This window comes from Synechococcus sp. R50.1 (assembly GCF_047462115.1).
Taxonomy (GTDB): domain Bacteria; phylum Cyanobacteriota; class Cyanobacteriia; order Thermostichales; family Thermostichaceae; genus Thermostichus.
The window spans coordinates 43596-62825 of sequence record NZ_JANSIN010000002.1 but is presented as its reverse complement, the minus strand read 5'-3'; the positions used below and the strand labels follow the sequence as shown (position 1 = coordinate 62825).

The following is a 19230-nucleotide window of genomic DNA, read 5'->3' as shown; positions in this document are numbered from 1 at the left end:
AAAGCGCTTTGCCTCGCGCTTTGCCTCTCTAAGTTTGCAGGTTACCGGTAGGCGAAACAACCATACTTGCAATGTCGTGAAGTCTGTTCAACCGGGAAAACTCTGCGGCGGACGCTGCAAGGCCAGCGCCAACTGTTCGTACTCTGCCAAACGGTTGTAGACCTGGGCCGAGATGCGTACCCAAAGCTGCCCGGCGAAGGGGATGATCGGAACCTCAATGCGGTACGTGTGCCACAGGTAATCGTGCAGGCGACGGGCGCGCTCCCCAAGAGGCAGCTCAGGGATCCCCTGTTGCCAGAAGGGCGGCAAGGGTAGGGTGGCCATAAAGCCCAACATTTCTTCAGGGGCGGGCGGGATCCCCTCAAGAGCCTCCAAGAGCAACTGCCGCGCCTGCAGCAGCAGAGTGTGGTTGTGCTGACGGATGTTGTCCAGTCCCACCCCTTGGATAAACGCCAGGGCTGCTGAAATGGCCAACCAAGCGCTGGGATCCCGTGTGCCCACCCAGTCGAACTCCGCTGTGAACCCTTGCCCATAGCCGTGGGAGATCACCGTAGGATGGGTTTGGGCCTGTCGATAGGGGGCCACCCACAAAAAGGCACAGCCTTTCGGGGCAAACAGCCACTTGTGGGCATTGCCGGTGTACCAATCGGCTCCTAGCTTTTCCAACTCCAAGGGGAGAACTCCGGGGGCATGGGCGCCATCCACCAAAACCGGGATCCCGCGCTCCCGACAGAGGCCGATCAGCTCAGGCAGGGGGTAGATCAGAGCCGTAGGCGAGGTGAGGTGATCCAACACCGCCAGGCGAGTTTGGGGAGTGAGGATGGCCTCGAAGGCGGCGATAACCTGCTCTGGCCCCGCAATGGGGAAAGGGATCTGCGCCTCAACTGGGATGGCTCCCCACTGGGCACAGATGTACTGCAATGCCTGACGAACGGCCCCGTAACCGTGATTGGTGCAGGCGATCTGATCCTCTGGCCGGAACCGCAGCGAGCGCAAAACGGCATTCACCCCGCTGGTGGCATTTTCCACAAACACCAAATTTTCGGGTTCGGCCCCGACGAAATGGGCCAGTTCTGCTGCCGCCGCCCGCAAGGCTCGAGGAAGTTCCTCTCCCATAAACTGCACCGGCTGAGCCTCAAGGCGTTCCCGCCATACACTCTGGGCCTGCAACACCTTTTTCGGGGTCGCGCCGTAGGAGCCGTGATTCAAAAAAACGGCTTGCGGATCCAGTCCCCACAAGGAGCGTTCGCAAAGTGGCGCACAAGCACTGAGGGCAGCGCCAAAGTGGGGAGAATCGGATCCCAGGTTGGAGAAGAAAGGCATGGTTCACTCCCTCTGTCCCTGGACGATGCAGGAAAAAGATGGGGGAATTGCTGCGATCTGTGTGAGGGGTTTGCTCAGAAATCCGAAGATATCAACACCTATCAACACCGCTGATGTGGAGACCAATGGCATCTCGACTGAATGTCAGAACCTAAGGCTCTTTGAGACGGATTCTCTTAGGTTGATCTATTGGCCGTCACCCAATTCTGGGCCGAGATCCGAGATAGGGGCAATTTTGCTGAGCTTGATTTTAGGGTTGCTGGCAACAAACTGCTGCAAAGTCCACTCGTTCTTAAACAGAAGAACGGGCCTGTCTTGAATGTCTTTAACAACTAGGGTGTTAAACAAGCTGGGAATATTCTCCAGCGCCTTCCAGCCATTCTCGACCCAGCGGGCCAGGGTGTAGGGCAACATCTCCAGTCGGGTTTCGACGTTGTATTCACTTTCAAGGCGGTACTGCAAAACCTCAAACTGCAACTGGCCCACCGCTGCCACAATCGGATCCCGTTTGGAATCGTCGATAGAGTACATGATTTGTACAGCCCCTTCTTCCCGCAGTTCCGCTACCCCTTTCTGGAACTGCTTAAACTTGGAAGGATTGGGATTCTTCAAGTAGGCAAACAGCTCAGGAGAAAAGCTAGGGATCCCGGCGTAGCGCAGCTTCGGGCCGGTGTAGATGGTATCCCCAATGGTGAAGATGCCGGGATTATTCAGGCCGATCACATCCCCAGGGTAAGCTTCATCGATGGAGATGCGCTCTTGAGCAAACAACTTCTGGGGATAAGATAGGCGAATGGGACGATTGAGGCGGGCATGGTTGACCACCATATCCTTCTCAAACTTGCCGGAACAGATGCGCACAAAAGCAACGCGATCCCGATGGCGGGGATCCATGTTGGCCTGCAGTTTAAAGACGAAGCCCGTAAACTCAGGATGTTCGGGCGGGATTAGCCCAGCAGTGCTCTCGTGAGGCATTGGCGGTAAGGAATACTCCAAAAATGCATTGAGGAAAAGCTCCACCCCAAAATTGGTCATGGCACTGCCGAAAAAGACCGGGGTTTGTTTGCCAGAATGCACCTGTTTTAGATCCAAGGTGGGCATGAGACCATCCAGCAGTTCCAGCTCTTCCTTGAATTGGTAATACAAGTCCTTGTCGATCAACTCCTCAATTTGCGGATCCCCAAGTTTAATGACGGTATCTTGAACTTTTAGCCGCCCCCCAGATACCCGCTCAAAGAAATGAAACTCCTGAGTCCGACGGTCAAATAGGGCAGTAAACCGCTCGCCTGAGCCAATTGGCCAGTTGACAGGATAGGGCTTGAGGCCCAGTTCTGTCTCAATTTCATCCATCAGCTCCAAGGGATCCCGACTTGGGCGATCCATCTTGTTGATAAAGGTAAAAATCGGCAGCCCCCGCATCTGACACACTTCAAACAGCTTGCGGGTCTGGGTTTCCAACCCTTTGCCGGCATCTTCCAGCATCACGGCATTGTCAGCCGCTGCCAGGGTGCGATAGGTGTCTTCGCTGAAGTCCTGGTGGCCGGGAGTATCCAGCAGATTGAGACGAATGTTGCGGTAATCAAATTGCAGGACGGTAGAGGTGATGGAAATACCCCGCTGCTTTTCCAGTTCCATCCAGTCGGAAGTGGCCCGCTTTTGCGCCCGACGGGCCTTCACAGCTCCCGCTTCTTGAATGGCCCCCCCGTACAACAGCAGCTTTTCGGTGAGGGTGGTCTTCCCCGCATCGGGATGGGAAATAATGGCAAAGGTGCGCCGTTGCTCTACAGCTTTGGCCAAATCAAGTTCTTTCATCAACTGTTGCCGCTCCACTACAACCTGGTCGCCTTAAAGAAGATTCCGCCGCGATGTTGTCCCCTAAAGGATGGGAGAAATACGGAGAAGGAAAAAATAGAAAATCAGTGGGAAATACGCTTGAGAATAATGAGGTTGGGTTGCCGCCAGGTAGCGAGGGGGAGAGAGCACAGGCCGAAAAGCGCGAAAAGCCAACAGAACCATTTTGACCCTAGCACAGGAACAGGGATCCCTGTTGTCTGGCATACTGGCGGAGATCTTGAGGGGGAATTTCCCAGGCCAACCGGCCAGAACTCAAAGCAGATGCTGCTCGTTGTTGTTGCGCAACGCTGACGTGAAGAGCAGTTGCTCAATCGTGGCAATGGTGAAGTTTTGGCTGATCACCAGCCGCTCGACGCGAATGCGGTGGGCTTGCAGGAGGCAATCTTGCTGCAAGGGCTTGGGCAATTGTTCCCAATGATCCAGCAGGACTTCCAGCAAAATCTCGCCCGGTAGCCCGGTGGCGCTTTCCAGGGATCCCAGCTTTTCTACCCTCTCGGCAGACCATTTGAGGGTAAGCTTTTGCAGGCCCAGTTGTGCATCCAGAGCCTCGCGGGGATCCGACTGGGCACCCTGCCCATTGGGGGTGCCATTGCGGCGAACCCCATTGTCGGTGCAAGCAGTAGCAGGGGGCAAAAGCTCGGCTGGCTTTTCAGTTGGCAGCGAAGTATTGGCCCATTTGGCCAGACTGACCTGGGGTGGGGAGACAACCCTTTCCACCTCGACCGGAGCGGGCGACAAGTTGGACAAGGGATCCGCATCCCGAGAAGGAGCTTCAGGTGTGGAGAGCACACTGGCCAGGAGAGGCATCCGTCCTGCCTCTGGTGGGGTTGTGGCAACCTGGCACAGAGGGGACGAGGCGGCGGCAGATGGATCGGGCTCAACATCTAATGCCGCAGGGTGAGGCAGATCCAGGGAATCCGTCCCCCTGTTGTCCTCTGGACGGTGCGGAGCATCAACGCAGTCGGCAGCCGTAGGCGCAAGTTCCATCGGCTCTGGCTGCTTATTCACCCCCATGCGCGAGAGCAGATCCGCCTTGGTGGGGCCGGTGGGCAATTTTTTTTTGGGAGGCTTCTTGGCGGTAGCCATGTTAGCGGGCCTCCAGCACAGCCTTGAGGATCTCGCGATAAGGTTGGGCCAGGAGATCTTCCCCTGCCTCCGCCAACGACCAGCCCATGCTGTTGGTTTGCTGCACCACTGTACTTTGCCGCACCGGCGTAAAAATGGGGATCCCTTGCATCATTTCCGCCAAGGCTTCCACCGCGGCCCGCGACATTTTGGTACGGTTGTTGCCCACCCATTGTTCCCGGGTGGGGAGCACCCCCAAAAACTTGGGCACATGAAAATCCAGCTCTTCCAATTCTTTCAACAGCACCAGAGTACTCAGAGCCCCCATCACCCCCTTTTGGGTACACTCCGTCGGCACCACCAGCAGATCGGCGCTGAGAATGCTGTTGTAGGTGAGCAACCCTTTCGAGGGGGGGCTGTCGATGACCAAAAAGTCATACTCCGGCAGAATCGGTCGCAAAGCCCGCTTCAAAAACAGCTCCCGCCCCGGCTCCATCACGATCGCATCCATAGCCCGCGAGAGACTGTAATCGCTGGGGGCCAACCACAGCCGCTCCTGGCGATCCTCATTCAACGGCGGACGGATAATCTCCCGAATGTGAACCCGATCCGCCCCCGGCAGAATCGTCTCGGCAATGGTGGCCGACTCGGACAGATCCGTCCAGCCCATCCACTGGCTTAAGTTGCCCTGCGGATCAAAGTCAACGGCCAGCGTCTTGCCATGCTCGGCCAACATGATGGCCAGGTTGAGGGCGGCTGTGGTCTTTCCGGATCCCCCACTCAAACAGGCAACGGTGATGACAAGCGCCGTTCTGCCAGACATGAGTTATCCCCTCGTAGCCCATCCCCTAACACTATAGCTAGGGTTAAGCAATGGTGTTCACACCTCTAATGGGGATTCCGCCACTGGGGATGGCCTGCGGGGATCCATCCGCTCTTTTCAATCCTCAGAGGGAAGACACAAACCGGTGCAGCCGCTGCAGCCCTTTTTCGAGGGTGGTGCGATCGGCAGCATAGGAAAGGCGAATGTAGGAATCTGCCCCAAAGGCTACCCCCGGCACAGCAGCCACGTGGTGTTCCTTGAGCAGCTGCCGGCAAAACTCCACCGAACTTAACCCGGTTTGGCCGATGTTGACAAACACATAAAATGCACCTTCTGGCTCCGGGCAAGTCACCCCCGGCAAGGTGCGGATCCCGTCCAGCATCAGATCTCGCCGCTGCCAGAATTCTTGGCGCATTTTTTCCACAGCCGCTGCCGATAGGGGGCTGGTCAGGGCTTCCAGAGCGCCGTACTGGGCGAAGGTACACACATTGGAGGTGCTGTGGCTTTGCAGGTTGATGGCCGCCTCAATGATGGGCTTGGGCCCGGCCAAGTAGCCCACCCGCCAGCCGGTCATGGCGTAGGCTTTGGCAAAGCCACTGCTGAGAATCAGGCGCGGCATCAAGTCAGGGCAAAGGGATCCCAGGCTGATGTGGCGGGCTTGTCCATAAACCAGCTTTTCGTAGATCTCGTCGCAGATCACGTACAGATGGGGGGCGGAGAGGATCACCTCTGCCAGAGCTGCCAGCTCGTGCTGGTGGTAAACGGCTCCGGTGGGGTTGGCCGGCGAGTTGAGAATCAGCAGCTTGCTGCGGGGGGTGAGGGCCTGGCGCAGTTGGGCGGCGGTGAGCTTGAACCCCTGGGCCTCTTCCGTCTGCACCTGCACAACCTTTGCCCCTGCCAAAATGGCAATTTCGGGGTAGCTGACCCAGTAGGGAACAGGCAGGATCACTTCATCGCCGGGATCCAGCAGCACCATGGCCAGGTTAAACAGGGTTTGCTTGCCGCCGTTGCTGATCAGGATTTGGTCGTGGCTGAACTCCAGGCCGTTTTCCTGCCGCAGCTTATCGGCCACTGCTTGGCGAAGGGCGGGGATCCCAGCGGTGGGGCCGTAGCGGGTTTTGCCCTCTTCCAGAGCACGGATGGCCGCGGCCCGAATGTGGTCAGGTGTATCGAAATCCGGCTCGCCTGCGCTCAAGCTACACACATCCAGCCCCTCTGCCTGCATGGCTTTAGCCAGAGCCGAAATGGATAGCGTGGGGGAAGGGGATAGATAGGCGACCCGTTGGGACAAGCCAGCAGACACCATCGGTCAGGGAGCTCTTTGGTTTATTTTAAGGTTCTCAAGCAGGGCCAATCTAGATAGCTAGGCTACTGCGGTCAACAGGCGGGTACCATCCACCAACAGCAGTTTGTTGCCCTCTCGCTCTGCCAACAGATCCCAAAACTCTCCCGCCACAGCTCCCGGCAAGAACCCTTCCAAGCGCAATTGCAGAGGAGCAAATTGCTTGGTTCCCTGGGGCTTGCGCCGCACGGTCACCTCAACAAAGCCATCGTGGGGCTCGACAATGCCGCGGATGTTAAAGCCTTCCTCTGTGTCCTCAGGGGCAGGCAAAAACGGTTCTTCTTCCCACTCTGGGTCTTGCTCCTCTTCCGGCAGGGCCAGGATGCGGATGATGCTCAAGCCCAAAGCCCCCCCTGAACGCGGCTGCGGCTGCACGTAGTACCAGTAGGTATGGCCGCTCTTGATGCAGTGCTCGAAGGGGCCGAGAAGCTCGGCGCGTCCGGGGGTAGCCGGATATTCTGCTCCGTCAGAGGCAACCAAGGTTGCCTGCGCATAAGTCTTGGGGATCGATTTCAGGGATCCCTTAATCAGGCCCAAAGCGCGGAACTGGTAGGGGTGGGCGGGAGGAGGCAATGGGTTCATGGCGGCCAGATCTTGGAAAGCCAGGGAAGTAGAGTCCATCATCTTATCCTATGGCGATCCTCAGATTGGAATATCCAGGGCTTTCCTCAGCATCGCCTCCAGCTCATCGCCCTGCCGACTTGCGCACCGCGATCAAGCTGCTGGTGGTGCCCAGAAAAACCCCCATCCCCAACAACATCGACGGCAAGAGCCAAAACTCCAGTTGGCTGCGATCTGCCTGCATCACCTTGAGGAAGGGCAAGGCAATCAACTGCTCCAGCAGCTCCTGCAGCAACTGCTGGGATCCCAAGATCAATCCCCAAGCTCCCACTGCGCTGATCACCCCAAACAGGCACCCTTGCAAAATAAAGGGCAAGTAAATCCAGGCTGCCGTCGCCCCCACCAATTGCATCACCTCGATCTCCCGCCGCCGCGCCATGACGATGAGGCGAATGGTGGTGGTGATGACCGCCACCGCTGTTAGGGCCAACACGCCGGTAATGGTCAGGGATCCCAGCCGCAGCATGTCCTGGAGCTGGGCCAGTTGCTCCACAATGCGGTCGCCGTAGTAGACCTCATCCACCCCTTCCAGTTGGCGAATCTGCTCCGCCACTTCCCCCAAGGCTTCGGTGGAATCCGCCTTAACCCGCAGAGCATCCACCAAGGGGTTCTCCCCCAACTGGGTTTCCATGGCCGCCTCGTCTTGGATCCCCATTTCCAGCAAAAGGTTGCGCCAAGCCTGGTCTTTGGTGATGACCTTCACCTCGGCCACATGAGGCAGTTGGGCGACCTGAGGTTGCAGCTCCACCCCCTGCCGTTCCGGCTCCAGGTAGACGGAGATCTCCAGTTGTCCCCCCAGAGACTGCACCGTGGCATCCACACCCCAGGACAGCTCAACGCCGATCCCCACCAGGAACAACAACACCAGCAGGGTGCTCACCGCAGCCCAGTTCAGCCAGCCCCCCCGCCGCAACCCCAAAAAAGTCTCCTGTAGGAGATAGCGGATTTTATTGAGAAGTCGGGAGAGAGATTGCATGCTGTTCTCCATCCAACAATCAATGGGCTCAGACCCTTGCCCCCTGGAGCTCAACAGAGCCTGTGGAGAGCAAAATAGGGATCCCGGCAGCCCTCAGCGCAGATCATACAGGCGCCCTCCCTCCATGCGCACCACCCGGTGGCCGGCCCGCTCCACCAGATAGGGGTCATGGCTGGTCATGATGACGGTCACCCCAAAGGAATTGAGCCGCTCCAAAATCTGGAGAACCAAGAGGGAGTTTTCCGGATCTAGGTTTCCTGTTGGCTCGTCCGCCAGCAGCAGCACCGGCATGTTGACAATGGCACGGGCCAGGCTAAGGCGCTGCTGTTCCCCCCCCGAAAGCTCATGGGGAAAGTGATCTCGCTTTTCGGTCAGCCCCACCATCTTTAGGGTCGGCCCGATGCGACGGCGGATTTCTGCGGGGGACAGCCCTTGGGCGCGCAGCACGAAGGCCACATTTTCTGCCAGGGTGCGGTTGGCCAGAAGGCGATAATCTTGGAAAACCACCCCCAAGCGCCGCCGCAACATGGCCAGCGGACGCGGTGGGATGCGGTAGGGTCGCCGCCGCCCTTCAGAAGAAAAGAGACAGACTTGATCGACGATGACCGTGCCCTCGGTGGCCTGTTCCGCCCCGTAGAGTAGCCGCAGCAGGGTGGACTTGCCCGCCCCGGAGACCCCAGTTACGAACACAAACTCGCCGCGGCGCACCTCCAAGTTCACATCCTGAAAAATTAAGTTGCCGTTGGGAAAGACCTTGCTCACGCCCCGCAAGGACACCATGCTGGCCGGGGCTTGCAGGGATCCGGATTGGGTGCTGCTGTAAAAGCCCAGGGTGGCCTCTGGATGGGCTGGGGCAGGGGGATGAGGGGTCGGAGCCGTACCCGCCCAACGGTGTAAGCGAGGAGGATAGCCGATGTGCTGACCGATCACCATAGTAAGCGCCTAGACAGAGGAGGGAGAGAGCGCCGGCAGACTAGGGGCGCAAACGAGAAGGGGGATCCCACAGCACCCGCCAGACAAACTTGGGCAAAGCCAACATGCGTCGCCAGCGCCAGGGTTCCTGATAGAGACGATACAACCATTCCAGGTGATGGTCACGCCACCAACGGGGCGCTCGCCGTTTTTGGCCGGCCCAAATGTCCAAGCTGCCCCCCACCCCCATCCAGATAGCCTGGGGCAAAAGGGGACGCCACTTCTGGATCCACAGCTCCTGGCGCGGGGATCCCAGCCCCACCCACACCAGTTGCGGTCGAAATTCCTGGAGAGCTTGCAGAAGCTCTTTTTCTTCGTTGCCAGAAAAGTAGCCGTGGTAGCCCCAGAGGGCCAAAGCAGGACACTGGGCTTGCCAATATCGAATTGCTGCCCGGTTGACTTCCGGCCTTCCCCCCACCAAGGCCAAGCGCCACCCCCGTTCTGCCGCCAACGGGATCAGGGTTTCTGCCAGCTCGATCCCCGGCACCCGCTGGACGCGGATCCCTTGCCGTCGCAAAGCCCACACCACCCCGATGCCATCGGGGATCACCAGCTCCGCCGCTTGCAGCACCTGGGCAAAGGCCAGATCCCGCTGCGCCTGCATGATCATTTCCGGGTTGCAGGTAACCACCTGAGCGCCCTGACCCTCCCGAATACGCGCCTCAATCCACGTGGTGTAGCTCTGTAGGCTGGCCTCCGGCAGAGCAAGGTGCAGGTTCACGCCCAGAATCGAATGGATGGCTAACGACACTACCGACCGAACGCTTGTCCCCAGTGAAACCCAACTTTCAAAATAGCCCAGCCCAAAAGCTGAGCACACAATCCAAATCTTTTCCCCCAGGCATCCGCCGTGGCATCAGCGGCGTATTCCCATCAGACCAGGCCGAGAGGGAATTGCCCGACCAAGAGCAAGTCCCTGAAGGTTGGTTGCCATCTTTCGAGACAGGAGACTTGAGATGAAAACTTCGAAGACTCCCTTCGCTCTGCCTCACTTGGCTGCCGAATGGGATCCCAGCCCTGCAACTTCCCGCCGCAGCTTGTTGTTGGCTGGTTTGCTGGCGGGCGTAGGTGGAGCAATTGGGTTGCGCAGCCTGCCCGGTGCCGCTCAGTCCAACACTGCTGATATTGCCATTCTCAATGCCGCCATCGACTTGGAACAGCAGGCGATCTGGGCCTACAAAACCGCTGCCGGCAAGTTGAGCAACACCGAGGTGGGCAAGATCGTGTTGGAAGTGGCCACCAAGAACCTGAAGGATCACGAGCAGCATCGGGATCTGCTGGCGGGTGCCGTGCGGCAACTGGGAGGGATCCCCTCTCGGGCGCGGGATAGCTACGACCTTTCCACCTACATCGACAACAAAGAAGGCAATCTCGATTCCGATGCCAACATCGCCAAGCTGGCCCTGGCTCTGGAGTTCGATGCGGCCCTAGCCTACAACGATGCCTTTGTCCAGCTTTCCAACAAAGACCTGGTGGCTGCTGCCAGCACCATTGGCCCCAACGAAGTTGCCCATGCCACCGCAATCCGGGCCGTGTTCCACAGCCTTGACCCCAGCATTCTGGTGGTGCCTGCCCCCTTTGTCAGCGCCGAGACTCGGGAGCGCTGGATCCTGAAGGTGTAGAGCTGTTGGTAACCCCTGCCGGCGATGAGGCGATGATCTGCAAAGCCTTCCAACGTCCTCTGTAGGACTTGGGGCTTGGAGATCCAAGTGCTCTGCACTGCTGTCGCAATCGCCTTCTTCTGAGCGCCTCAGCCTTTGTTCTCTTCCTAAACCTGTGTGGAGAAAGTCCTATGCCGATGACGCGGCGGCTGCTGTTGCTGAGTGGACTGGGATCCCTGCTCAATGTGGGGGCTATCTTGGCTGTGGATCGGTGGCGACAAGCCAGCTCTGTTGCGGGGCGAGATCCTGTCGAGGCAACGGCGGAAGCAGAGGTGATCATTCGCGGGTTTCAATACCTGCCCTCGGAGGTTACCCTCAAGCGGGGGGGCAAGGTGACCTTCACCAACCTGGATTCCACCCCCCACACGGCTACTCCCATAGAGGGAGCGCAATTCCAAGGAACGGGACGGCTGAGGCGCAACGAGAGCAAAGCAGTGGCTTTCGAAGTGGCCGGCATCCAGGACTATTTCTGCGAGATCCACCCCAGCATGGTGGGCCGTATTGTCGTCGTCGATTAGGTGAAGGCCATGCAAATGGAACCCCTGGGATCCCCTCTTCCCTTCTGGAACATTTGTCGGCGGGTGTACCTGGTTTGGGCCATTCTTCTGGGGATGGGGTTCGCCGCCACCCAGTTTCACCAAGAGGCCAACATCAACTGGCTGTGGTTGGTGATTTCCCTGGTTGGCTTGGGCTACATGGTGCGGCAGACTAGCTTGCCGGAGTTTCGAACAGCCGGACTGGCCCACCTCTACTTTGTGGGTTTGGTGTGGACGTTGGTGATCGCCCAGGGCATGATCCTCTCGGTGCTGCCCTTTGTCGGGCGTACCCCTTTGGCAGCTTTGAGCCCATACCTGGGGGTGTTTTGGCTGTGGCAAATGGGGCTGGGCCACTGGCTCAACGGCCTGGTGGATCCGCCGCGTCTCCCCTACTGGATCACCGGTGGGATCCAGATCCTGGCCGGAGTTGCCTGCCTGCTGTGGGGGCTGGAGTGGCAGTTTGCGGTGGCAGGGGGAATCGGGGCTTTGGCCATGCTTTTCTTGATCCCATTGCATTGATTTCACTTCGGGGCCTCACCCAGGTGCACCCGCCAAACTCCACCTCCCACGGCCACCTCATCTCCTGAGCGCAGCTTGCGTCCCCGCCGGGTTTCCACCTCGCCATTCACCCGCACTTGCCCCGCTTGGATGAGCTGCTTGGCCTGCCCACCGGTGGGAGCAACCCCCGCCAGCTTGAGGAACTGATCCAGCTTGATCACGGGATCCGCCGCCGGCTGGGGATCCCTTTGAGCAGTCTCCGCCATCACTTCACCCAAATGGTTTTGACATTCACAAATTCCAGGATCCCTTCCCGGCTCAGTTCCCGTCCATACCCTGAGCGTTTGATGCCGCCGAAGGGAAGGCGCGGGTCGGACTTGACCATGCCATTGATGAACACGGATCCCGCCTCCAGCTCCTCCAGCAGGCGCTCTTGTTCCTCTGGATCGGTTGTCCAGGCGCTGGCGCCCAGGCCAAAGGGCGTGCCGTTGGCCAGCTCGATGGCTGCCGACACATCCGGGACGGTGAACAGCAGCGCCACCGGCCCGAACACCTCCTGGTGGGCCACCGGATGATCGGGGGGGATGTCGCTCAGGATCGTGGGCGGGTAAAAATTCCCTCCCCAGGGGGAGCCACCGATGTGAACTTTGGCCCCCGCCTGCACCAAAGCCTGCACCTGTCCGTCCACCTCTTGCAGGATGCTGGGGGTAGCCAGAGGCCCCACGTCCGTTTGCGGATCCAAGGGATCCCCTACCTTGAGCCGGCGAAATCGCTCCGTCATGGCAGCCGTGAAAGGTTCAGCGATAGCCCTGTGCAAGATAAATCGTTTGGCGGCAATGCAGGACTGGCCGTTGTTGATCAGACGGGCCGTGACCGCTGTGGCAACTGCTGCCTCCAGATCGGCGCTGGGCAGCACGATGAAGGGATCGCTCCCTCCCAGTTCCAACACCGTTTTTTTCAGATATTGACCGGCCAAACGGGCCAGGCTGGAGCCGGCGGCTTCGCTCCCGGTGAGGGCGGCCCCCCGCACCCGTTCATCCGCCACCACCTCTGCCACCTGGGCTGCTGTGATCAGCAGGGTTTGAAAGACCCCTGGCGGAAATCCCGCCTCCTGAAAGATCCGCTCCAGGGTCAAAGCCGATTGGGGCACGTTGGAAGCATGTTTGAGCAGAAGGGTATTGCCCGCCATCAGGGCCGGGGCTGCACAGCGAAACACCTGCCAAAAGGGAAAGTTCCAGGGCATCACTGCCAAAATCACCCCCAGCGGCTGGTAGCGGATCCCGCTGCGGCTGGCAAAGTGCTCCGCACCGGTGGCATTCGCGTAAGCGTTGCGTAGCAATATGGAGCGCTCGGCCAAGAACCCTTCTGCCTCCTCGGCATAGTAGCGACAAACCCAAGCGGATTTTTCCACTTCCGCAACGGCAGAGGCCAAGGTTTTGCCCATCTCCAGGCTGATTAGGCGGCCAAACTCCGCTTTGCGCTCCTCCAGGATCCCTGCCACCCGCTTCAGCCAGGCGGATCGCTGAGCAAACGGGATCCGACGATAGCTCTGAAACCGCTCGTGGGCTTGGGCGATACAGCTTTGGATCTGCCCAGCGTCGAAAACGGGGTAGCGAGCCAATTCCTCTCCGGTGGCGGGGTTGATGCTGACCAGGTGCCCCATCTTTTTCCCTCAACGCCTGTTTCTCCACTCTGGCATTTGCGCTCTGCCTGGAATAGTGCTCCGCACTGCTACTGCGTTCGCGTAAGCGTTGCGTAGCAATATGGAAAGATTTGCGGAGTGGGGGACTCAGGGTTGCGGGCTGCCGGCGGTGTCTGTTCGGGATGGCGGGGCGGATCCAGGAGCAGACCAGAACTCGTAGGCTGCTTGCGACAGGCTGGCGATCAGCCCTTCAGCTCTGGGGTCGTTGGGGGTTTCTCGCTTCACCCACACCGCCGCCACATAGCGCCGCCCGTTGGGTAAATCCAGGATCCCGGCATCCCCCACCACGGAGCTCAAGGTTCCCGTTTTGTGGGCAATGCGCACCTCTTGACCCAAGTTGGGCCGGAAATAGGAGGGCCGTTGGGTGCGCCAGAGAATGTCCAGAAAACGGTCGCGGCTGCGGCGGCTGAGCATGCGCCCCTGTTCCACCTGGCTGAGCAGCCAAACCATGTCGCGCGGGCTGCTGGTGTTGGTGCCTTCCAGATCCGGTAGCCACCATGAAATTTGCGTGTGTTGTAGCCCCCACTGCCGAAATTTTTGGTTGAGAGCCTCCTGCCCACCCAGGCGATCGATGATCAGATTGGTGGCGAAGTTGTCGCTGAGGGTGCTCATCAGGGTGGCCGCTTCCAAAGCAGAAACCTGGGATCCGAGGGGTCGGGTTTGCAACACACCAGCTCCCCCTCCCTTGAGATCTTCCCGCAGAGTGAGCTGTTCATCCAGCCGCACCTGTCCGGTTTCCACAGCCTGGAAAAAAGCCAAGAGAATGGGGATCTTGATCACGCTGGCGGCAGGAAAAGCCTGATCCGGCCTAACCCCAGCAAAGGCGCCAGTTTCCACCTCCCAAAACAGAGCCCCTGCCGTCAAGCCCGGTTGGTCGGCCAAACCGGCCAAGCGCTCCTGCAAAGCCGGGATCGCTTCTCCCGGCAGAATGTTACTCGGGAATGCCGACGGGGGAGGATCCCCAAGCTGCGTCGTGGACTGTTCTGTCCGGCCAGCGGTGGTCGATTGCAGCAGTTGCGAGAGGCCCGCCATCGTCAGGCCCAGGATGAGACTTAAGCTTAGTCCCCTGAGCAATACTTGGCCAAGAGATGGAGAACGTCTCAAGCGGCGAGGCCGGGCAGCCCGTTGGCGCAGACGAGCAATGGCTTTCTGGCGAGCAAGACGCAGCGGTTGAGGACGGGAAACCAATAGGGATCCCCTAGGGGCAGGAAGCAGGCGACCAGAACCTGTTTGCGGCTTTGACCCCTCTGGAGGCGGGACGGCGTTCTTGGCAGGTTGTGGAGGGCGGCGGGGATCCCGCGACTTCTCTGGCAAAGGCCTACGGCCCGCTAGCGCGGATGGATCGGTGCCTTTCCTCTCCCTTGCTTTGGTCATGAGAACGGTTGCCTTTTCCCGACAGCGGTGCGGAGTACTAACGCCATGCTCCTAACAGACAATGCTGACCGTTTCACCGACTCAACTTCGGTGAGCTTGGCTTAATTAAACCCACAAATTGACCAACCTGACCTACGATTGCAAAACGCCCATCAAACTGTCATCACTACACTATGCCTCCACGTCCGCGTTAGCAGTGTGGGGCAGTGACGAGATGTACCATCCCCCGGCCCGGCGGCTCAGAACCCCATCCTTGACCACAGGGATCGGTGGCAGCTCCGCACGGTGAACTGAACAAGGCCAGAACAAGCAGCGTGCTGGAGGAAGAGCCAGGTATGCAATGATTCAAGCGGATCTGCATCTAGCGTGGATCAGTTGTATGCGACTCCGTATATAGTATTGGGTGATGCGGGATCCCCACCCAAAATAGGGGCTTTGCCCCTCGACAGAGGTCGAGCAGATGTTCTAACCTTGGCTTCTAGGGTGGCCCAAGAGCGCTCTTCAAGATAGGTGTGCCGGGGTGTTGTCAGCGATGGCCAACCGGGATCCTAAGGCTGAGAGTGTGCCGCATCGCTAGCCTAGGCCCTGTCGAGCAGGTTTAATCTGGGCAGCTTCTGCTCTGCCCCAGGCTGTTGGTTAGTACTTAAGGGATCTGACCCCATAGCAACCAGAACGAGGCGCGATGCCGGGAGTTGAGATGAGAATGATGCGCTGTAATGTAGTATCGTCTGCGCGATTCCTCTGCCGCCGTGCAGCTCAGGTGAGCAGCATAGCCGGGATCCTGATCGGAACAGCTTGGGGGGGTTTGGCTGTAACTCCCGTTTGGGCTCAGGAGAGTGCCCTACTGGCTCAGGCTGCGGCAGGCCCCATGAGCCGGCAAGAGGTGGCGGAACGGCTAAATCTGGTGCCTGTTTTTGCCATTGTGTCTCAGAACGGCACCCCCGTTGTCGCCAATGTGGAGCGGGATGGCCGCACCATCCAAGTGGTTTCCTTCTGGCTGGATCAAGCCCAAGCCCAGCAAGTGTTGGAGCAGGTGAAAGCCAGCAACCCCGAGATAGCCAGTCAAGCCCGGGTGGTGCCTCTCTCGCTGGGGTATGCCTACGAAAAATCGGAAGAGGAGCGCGCCAAGAATAGTGACCTGTATTTTGAGGTGGTGCCTCGGGCTTCTGATGTGGAAGCAGCCAAGCAGGTGCTGAAGGAAACCGGTCAAGATGTGCCTGCAGAAGCGATTGGTGTGCCTCTGTTCTATGGCCGCTCCGGAGAGGGGCTGCTGACCATCGAGCAGGATGGCCATGAGGTGGTGCCCTTCTTCTTCGACCGCAACGATTTGCGGAGGGCTTTGGATCGGGCGGCGGCGCAGAACCCGGATGTAGTTGGAAAGACCCAGATTGAAGTGACCTCGCTGGCCATTGTGGTAGAGCGTATGCTGGCCCCCGACGCGCAGGCCGATGTGCAGAAAATTGCCTTTATCCCCTCTCGCTCGGCGCTGGAGTATATCCAATCCCTGGCCCGGCCTGCCAATCCTTCTGCAAGTCCCCAGCCTCAGCGTTAACCTAAGCCCCTGATGGGATCCCCGTCTGCTCTGGTGAAGCGGTTAACAGAGTGGCGTGCCCAAGCCCTGAGGGCGGCAAAAGCGGCTGGGATCCCTGCTGAGGAAGTGGAGATTTTGCTCAGGGAACGGCTGGGGTGGGGGCCATTGGAGCGGTTGATGGGTCGCGCTCCGGCTGGGGAGGGGGATCCCCTGGAGGAGGTGCAGACCCTTTGGCGGCAAAGGGTGGAAGAGCGCATCCCCCTACAGTATCTGTTGGGCAAAGTTGAGTGGGCGGGCTTGAGCTTACGGGTGACGCCGGCGGTGCTGATCCCGCGCCCGGAGACCGAGCTGCTGGTGGAGCAGGCTTCCCTTTGGCTACAGGCCAATCCTCTGCCGCCGGGATCCTGTTTTGCCGACCTGGGTACAGGCAGCGGGGCGATTGCCATTGCGTTGGCCCATCAGCACCCCCAGTTGCGGCTTCTGGCCGTGGATTCTAGCCCAGAGGCCTTGGCTATTGCAGCAGACAATGTGGCAGCCCACCATCTGCAGGAGCGGGTGAAGTTGCTGCTGGGATCCTGGTTTGTGCCCTTGGATCCCTGGCGGGGGCAGCTGCGCGGCCTGGTTTCCAACCCTCCCTACATTCCCTCTGCTGAGCTGGCCTCGCTCATGCCAGAGGTGCGACTGCACGAGCCGCGACAAGCTCTGGATGGGGGAGAAGACGGCCTAGCCCACTTGCGACTGTTGATTCAAGCAGCACCGGATTACCTGGCCCCGAACTCCTTTTGGGCGGTGGAAGTGATGCGAGGCCAAGCCCCTTGGGTGGCGGAGCAGTTGCGAGATAGGGGCTGTTATCGGCAGATCCAAGTTCACCGAGATCTGGCCGGGGTTGAACGGGTGGTCAGCGCCCACTTCGTCGGATAGAAAAGGGTAGGATCCCATAAGATGGGGTATCGCCGGAGCCGGAACTGTCCAAAACTTAAAGCTCCGAGCCCAGAGATCTGAGCACGGATGGGATCCCCTGTCCTTCGCCAGGAGCACTTCTTGAGGGAGCCTTCGCCTACAGCCAAACCCGACCCACCCTTACAGCAGGCCGCCCCTGCCGACGGGCAAGGGGCCGTGGATTGGCAGTTTGCTTTTGAACGCTCTGAGGTGATGCGAGCCTTTCAACAAGAGTTGCTCGTCAGCATCGGCCATGAGCTGCGCAATCCCCTCAGCAGCCAGATGGGATCCCTGCAGTTGGTGTTGTCGGATCTATGTGACTCTCCCGAAGAGGAGCGGGAATACCTGCAAAGTGCCAAAGAGGCGGTAGAGCGCCTGATCAAGCTGCTTGAGGAATACACCCGCCTGGCTCGCCATGACCTGCCCATCCAACCTCTGCGACCGGAACCGACCCGACTACGCCCCCTCCTGCAGAATGTGTACAGCCTAACTCGCCTACAGGCCCAGGATCAGGGCATTCGCTACGAATGGCCGGCCCTACAACCCACCTCGGCCTTTGAGGTGCCCCTTCTCCCCGACAGCCTCACCGTTTGGGCGGATCCCCACGGCTTGGTACAGGCGCTTCTGGGAGTGTGTCGCTGGGGCATCCGCACCCTACGCTATGGTTCGATGGCTCTGCACCTCTATCCCGCCCCAGAAGGAGAGGGACGTTTGTGCCTAGAGTGGAACCTTGAGGGGCGATGCCATGTGCCCATTCAGACAGAGGGCTGTGCCGCCTGGCGGGTAAGCGAGCGGCTCCTGAGAGAAATGGGAGGCGAGCTGGAACTCTGTGAAAGTGGACTCTACCGGGTTGGCATCAAGGTAACCCTGCGCCTCGCCCATTGAACCCCAGGCCAGAGGGACTTGGGCCTATCGGCTTCTCAAAGCTGGCCAGTTGGCATCTGCCCTCTTGATCAAGCCGGGGATGTCGCGCTCCCAGTTACGCTGTACCCGCTGGTTGGCGTTCAGGTACAGCTTGTCATCGACGATTTTCCAGGCAAAGGGATCCACCGGGTAAAGGTAGTTGTGGGCCACGGCCCAGGCACAAAACCCGCCGTACTGGGGGGCAAAGCGCTCTGGGTTGTTGCGAAACCGCTCTCGATTCTCGGCGCTGGCAAACCTCCAGGTTACCCCTCCCCACTCCCATTCATACTCTGGGGATCCCTTGACGGGCTTGCCGTCGATGAAATAGGCCACCGGGTCATAGCCCCGCAGGGCCAGGCCATCCGTTGCAAAAAAGGGGCCCGGGGATCCCTCCTCGGCAGCCCCAACAACCTGTCCTTGGGCTGGGCGAGACAGGAGCCAAGCGGGATGAGAAGCAACAGCTCCAACCATCAGCAGCAGCGAGAGCAAAACCCAACGATTTTTGACCATCACGACCTCCCCAATCCTCAATCGAGATAAAAATCTCCTCCACTTCCAGAAAAGCACTGCGCCCTTCCTCTCAGATTCAAAAAGAGACCTGAGAAGACCCTGGCTTCTGCGGACTGGGAACAGTCTGGCCGCAGCGGGGAAATTTGCCTGTGATTTGGATCTCGGAGATCTAAAAAAGCTCAACCTTCTCGGCGCAAGGCCAATTCCGCCCGATCCAGTTGCATCAGCACCCGCTCCACCTTTTCGGGGTTGAGAGGCCGGTTGGAAGTGCGGTACTGGGAGGCCAGCGTATTAAACACCGTGCGCAAAGTGGTAAAAGACTGCAGCTTGTCGTAGCGATGGCCGTGGTAGCGCCCAGAAAACTCCTGGATGGCTTGCATGGCTTCCGCTCGCGCCTCTTCCGGGTTCATCAGGGGATCCCCTTCGGAAAGGACGGTGCGCAGGGTTTGGATCAAGGTCATGCTGTCTTCGTAATACTTGCCGGTGAGACGGGCAGCCTGAGCAACTGAACTCCCTGATCCCAGCAAAAGGGCTACAGACAGGAGCAGGCTGACAAGACGCCGAAAAAAAGTTTTGAGCATGGGGAACCTAATGTAACTT

20 protein-coding genes are annotated in these 19230 nt (G+C 59.2%); 6 read left to right on the top strand and 14 right to left on the bottom strand.

The features are described from left to right. Positions 1 to 87 precede the first annotated feature (87 nt). The 9 genes from NW870_RS01040 to NW870_RS01000 all read right to left on the bottom strand — a co-directional run bounded on the left by NW870_RS01040 (position 88) and on the right by NW870_RS01000 (position 9727). The gene (locus tag NW870_RS01040) at positions 88 to 1323 is read right to left on the bottom strand and encodes an aminotransferase class V-fold PLP-dependent enzyme (RefSeq protein ID WP_414373419.1); all 1236 of its coding nucleotides are present in this window, start codon (positions 1321 to 1323) and stop codon (positions 88 to 90) included. A 186-nt stretch (positions 1324 to 1509) separates the two neighbouring features. After that, on the bottom strand, positions 1510 to 3135 hold the full coding sequence (locus tag NW870_RS01035; RefSeq protein WP_414373417.1) for a peptide chain release factor 3: 1626 nt from the start codon (positions 3133 to 3135) through the stop codon (positions 1510 to 1512). Positions 3136 to 3429: 294 nt separating this feature from the next. After that, a complete protein-coding gene (locus NW870_RS01030; protein ID WP_414373415.1) occupies positions 3430 to 4263 on the bottom strand; it encodes a hypothetical protein in 834 nt (277 codons plus the stop codon). 1 nt (position 4264) lies between these two features. Next, entirely contained in the window at positions 4265 to 5065 is an 801-nt protein-coding gene (locus NW870_RS01025) for a ParA family protein (RefSeq protein ID WP_414351212.1), read from the bottom strand. 124 nt (positions 5066 to 5189) lie between these two features. Continuing rightward, entirely contained in the window at positions 5190 to 6371 is a 1182-nt protein-coding gene (locus tag NW870_RS01020; protein WP_414373414.1) for a pyridoxal phosphate-dependent aminotransferase, read from the bottom strand. A 57-nt stretch (positions 6372 to 6428) separates the two neighbouring features. Then, positions 6429 to 7031, bottom strand: coding sequence for a hypothetical protein (locus NW870_RS01015; RefSeq protein ID WP_238376736.1), 603 nt, complete (start codon positions 7029 to 7031; stop codon positions 6429 to 6431). 61 nt (positions 7032 to 7092) lie between these two features. Then, positions 7093 to 8004, bottom strand: a complete 912-nt coding sequence (locus NW870_RS01010) for a cell division protein FtsX (RefSeq protein ID WP_414373412.1) — start codon at positions 8002 to 8004, stop codon at positions 7093 to 7095. Between the two features lie 93 nt (positions 8005 to 8097). Then, the gene (locus tag NW870_RS01005; RefSeq protein WP_238376738.1) at positions 8098 to 8937 is read right to left on the bottom strand and encodes a cell division ATP-binding protein FtsE; all 840 of its coding nucleotides are present in this window, start codon (positions 8935 to 8937) and stop codon (positions 8098 to 8100) included. Between the two features lie 40 nt (positions 8938 to 8977). Next, positions 8978 to 9727, bottom strand: coding sequence for a WecB/TagA/CpsF family glycosyltransferase (locus tag NW870_RS01000; protein WP_414373411.1), 750 nt, complete (start codon positions 9725 to 9727; stop codon positions 8978 to 8980). Positions 9728 to 9932: 205 nt separating this feature from the next. Here NW870_RS01000 and NW870_RS00995 point away from each other — a divergent pair, with 205 nt between their 5' ends. From NW870_RS00995 to NW870_RS00985, 3 genes are all read left to right on the top strand, one after another. Next, a complete protein-coding gene (locus NW870_RS00995; RefSeq protein ID WP_414373409.1) occupies positions 9933 to 10598 on the top strand; it encodes a DUF4439 domain-containing protein in 666 nt (221 codons plus the stop codon). 170 nt (positions 10599 to 10768) lie between these two features. Beyond that, the gene (locus NW870_RS00990) at positions 10769 to 11155 is read left to right on the top strand and encodes a plastocyanin/azurin family copper-binding protein (RefSeq protein ID WP_414373408.1); all 387 of its coding nucleotides are present in this window, start codon (positions 10769 to 10771) and stop codon (positions 11153 to 11155) included. A 9-nt stretch (positions 11156 to 11164) separates the two neighbouring features. After that, positions 11165 to 11692, top strand: coding sequence for a hypothetical protein (locus NW870_RS00985; protein ID WP_414373407.1), 528 nt, complete (start codon positions 11165 to 11167; stop codon positions 11690 to 11692). Between the two features lie 2 nt (positions 11693 to 11694). Here NW870_RS00985 and NW870_RS00980 read toward each other — a convergent pair whose 3' ends face one another. From NW870_RS00980 to NW870_RS00970, 3 genes are all read right to left on the bottom strand, one after another. Further along, positions 11695 to 11937, bottom strand: a complete 243-nt coding sequence (locus tag NW870_RS00980) for an RNA-binding S4 domain-containing protein (RefSeq protein ID WP_414373405.1) — start codon at positions 11935 to 11937, stop codon at positions 11695 to 11697. Further along, positions 11937 to 13334, bottom strand: coding sequence for an NAD-dependent succinate-semialdehyde dehydrogenase (locus tag NW870_RS00975; RefSeq protein WP_414373402.1), 1398 nt, complete (start codon positions 13332 to 13334; stop codon positions 11937 to 11939). The genes NW870_RS00980 and NW870_RS00975 overlap by 1 nt, the downstream gene beginning before the upstream one ends. Before the next feature lie 126 nt (positions 13335 to 13460). Then, the gene (locus NW870_RS00970) at positions 13461 to 14561 is read right to left on the bottom strand and encodes a serine hydrolase (RefSeq protein ID WP_414373399.1); all 1101 of its coding nucleotides are present in this window, start codon (positions 14559 to 14561) and stop codon (positions 13461 to 13463) included. 946 nt (positions 14562 to 15507) lie between these two features. On the opposite strand from NW870_RS00970, the gene NW870_RS00965 reads away from it, so the two are divergent. From NW870_RS00965 to NW870_RS00955, 3 genes are all read left to right on the top strand, one after another. After that, positions 15508 to 16299, top strand: coding sequence for a Tic22 family protein (locus tag NW870_RS00965; RefSeq protein ID WP_414373397.1), 792 nt, complete (start codon positions 15508 to 15510; stop codon positions 16297 to 16299). A gap of 12 nt (positions 16300 to 16311) precedes the next feature. Further along, positions 16312 to 17199 (top strand): peptide chain release factor N(5)-glutamine methyltransferase, encoded by an 888-nt coding sequence (gene prmC / locus NW870_RS00960; protein ID WP_414373396.1) that lies wholly within the window; start codon positions 16312 to 16314, stop codon positions 17197 to 17199. Between the two features lie 87 nt (positions 17200 to 17286). Beyond that, positions 17287 to 18102 carry a sensor histidine kinase gene (locus NW870_RS00955; protein ID WP_414373394.1) on the top strand — a complete coding sequence of 272 codons (816 nt, stop codon included), beginning with the start codon at positions 17287 to 17289 and terminating at the stop codon, positions 18100 to 18102. A 24-nt stretch (positions 18103 to 18126) separates the two neighbouring features. On the opposite strand, the gene NW870_RS00950 is transcribed toward NW870_RS00955, so the two are convergent. Continuing rightward, positions 18127 to 18591 carry a YHS domain-containing (seleno)protein gene (locus NW870_RS00950; protein WP_414373491.1) on the bottom strand — a complete coding sequence of 155 codons (465 nt, stop codon included), beginning with the start codon at positions 18589 to 18591 and terminating at the stop codon, positions 18127 to 18129. 218 nt (positions 18592 to 18809) lie between these two features. Beyond that, positions 18810 to 19211, bottom strand: coding sequence for a photosystem II protein Psb27 (gene psb27, locus NW870_RS00945; RefSeq protein ID WP_414329352.1), 402 nt, complete (start codon positions 19209 to 19211; stop codon positions 18810 to 18812). Positions 19212 to 19230: the final 19 nt, after the last annotated feature.

Coding starts and splice junctions, on each gene's coding strand:
- NW870_RS00985 (WP_414373407.1), top strand. CDS start 11,165: ATGCAAATGGAACCCCTGGGATCCCCTCTTCCCTTCTGGAACATTTGT.
- NW870_RS01005 (WP_238376738.1), bottom strand. CDS start 8,937: ATGGTGATCGGTCAGCACATCGGCTATCCTCCTCGCTTACACCGTTGG.
- NW870_RS01035 (WP_414373417.1), bottom strand. CDS start 3,135: ATGAAAGAACTTGATTTGGCCAAAGCTGTAGAGCAACGGCGCACCTTT.
- psb27 (WP_414329352.1), bottom strand. CDS start 19,211: ATGCTCAAAACTTTTTTTCGGCGTCTTGTCAGCCTGCTCCTGTCTGTA.
- NW870_RS01040 (WP_414373419.1), bottom strand. CDS start 1,323: ATGCCTTTCTTCTCCAACCTGGGATCCGATTCTCCCCACTTTGGCGCT.
- NW870_RS00955 (WP_414373394.1), top strand. CDS start 17,287: ATGGGATCCCCTGTCCTTCGCCAGGAGCACTTCTTGAGGGAGCCTTCG.
- NW870_RS00950 (WP_414373491.1), bottom strand. CDS start 18,591: ATGGTTGGAGCTGTTGCTTCTCATCCCGCTTGGCTCCTGTCTCGCCCA.
- NW870_RS00980 (WP_414373405.1), bottom strand. CDS start 11,937: ATGGCGGAGACTGCTCAAAGGGATCCCCAGCCGGCGGCGGATCCCGTG.
- NW870_RS01010 (WP_414373412.1), bottom strand. CDS start 8,004: ATGCAATCTCTCTCCCGACTTCTCAATAAAATCCGCTATCTCCTACAG.
- NW870_RS00975 (WP_414373402.1), bottom strand. CDS start 13,334: ATGGGGCACCTGGTCAGCATCAACCCCGCCACCGGAGAGGAATTGGCT.
- NW870_RS01020 (WP_414373414.1), bottom strand. CDS start 6,371: ATGGTGTCTGCTGGCTTGTCCCAACGGGTCGCCTATCTATCCCCTTCC.
- prmC (WP_414373396.1), top strand. CDS start 16,312: ATGGGATCCCCGTCTGCTCTGGTGAAGCGGTTAACAGAGTGGCGTGCC.
- NW870_RS00995 (WP_414373409.1), top strand. CDS start 9,933: ATGAAAACTTCGAAGACTCCCTTCGCTCTGCCTCACTTGGCTGCCGAA.
- NW870_RS00990 (WP_414373408.1), top strand. CDS start 10,769: ATGCCGATGACGCGGCGGCTGCTGTTGCTGAGTGGACTGGGATCCCTG.
- NW870_RS01030 (WP_414373415.1), bottom strand. CDS start 4,263: ATGGCTACCGCCAAGAAGCCTCCCAAAAAAAAATTGCCCACCGGCCCC.
- NW870_RS01015 (WP_238376736.1), bottom strand. CDS start 7,031: ATGATGGACTCTACTTCCCTGGCTTTCCAAGATCTGGCCGCCATGAAC.
- NW870_RS01025 (WP_414351212.1), bottom strand. CDS start 5,065: ATGTCTGGCAGAACGGCGCTTGTCATCACCGTTGCCTGTTTGAGTGGG.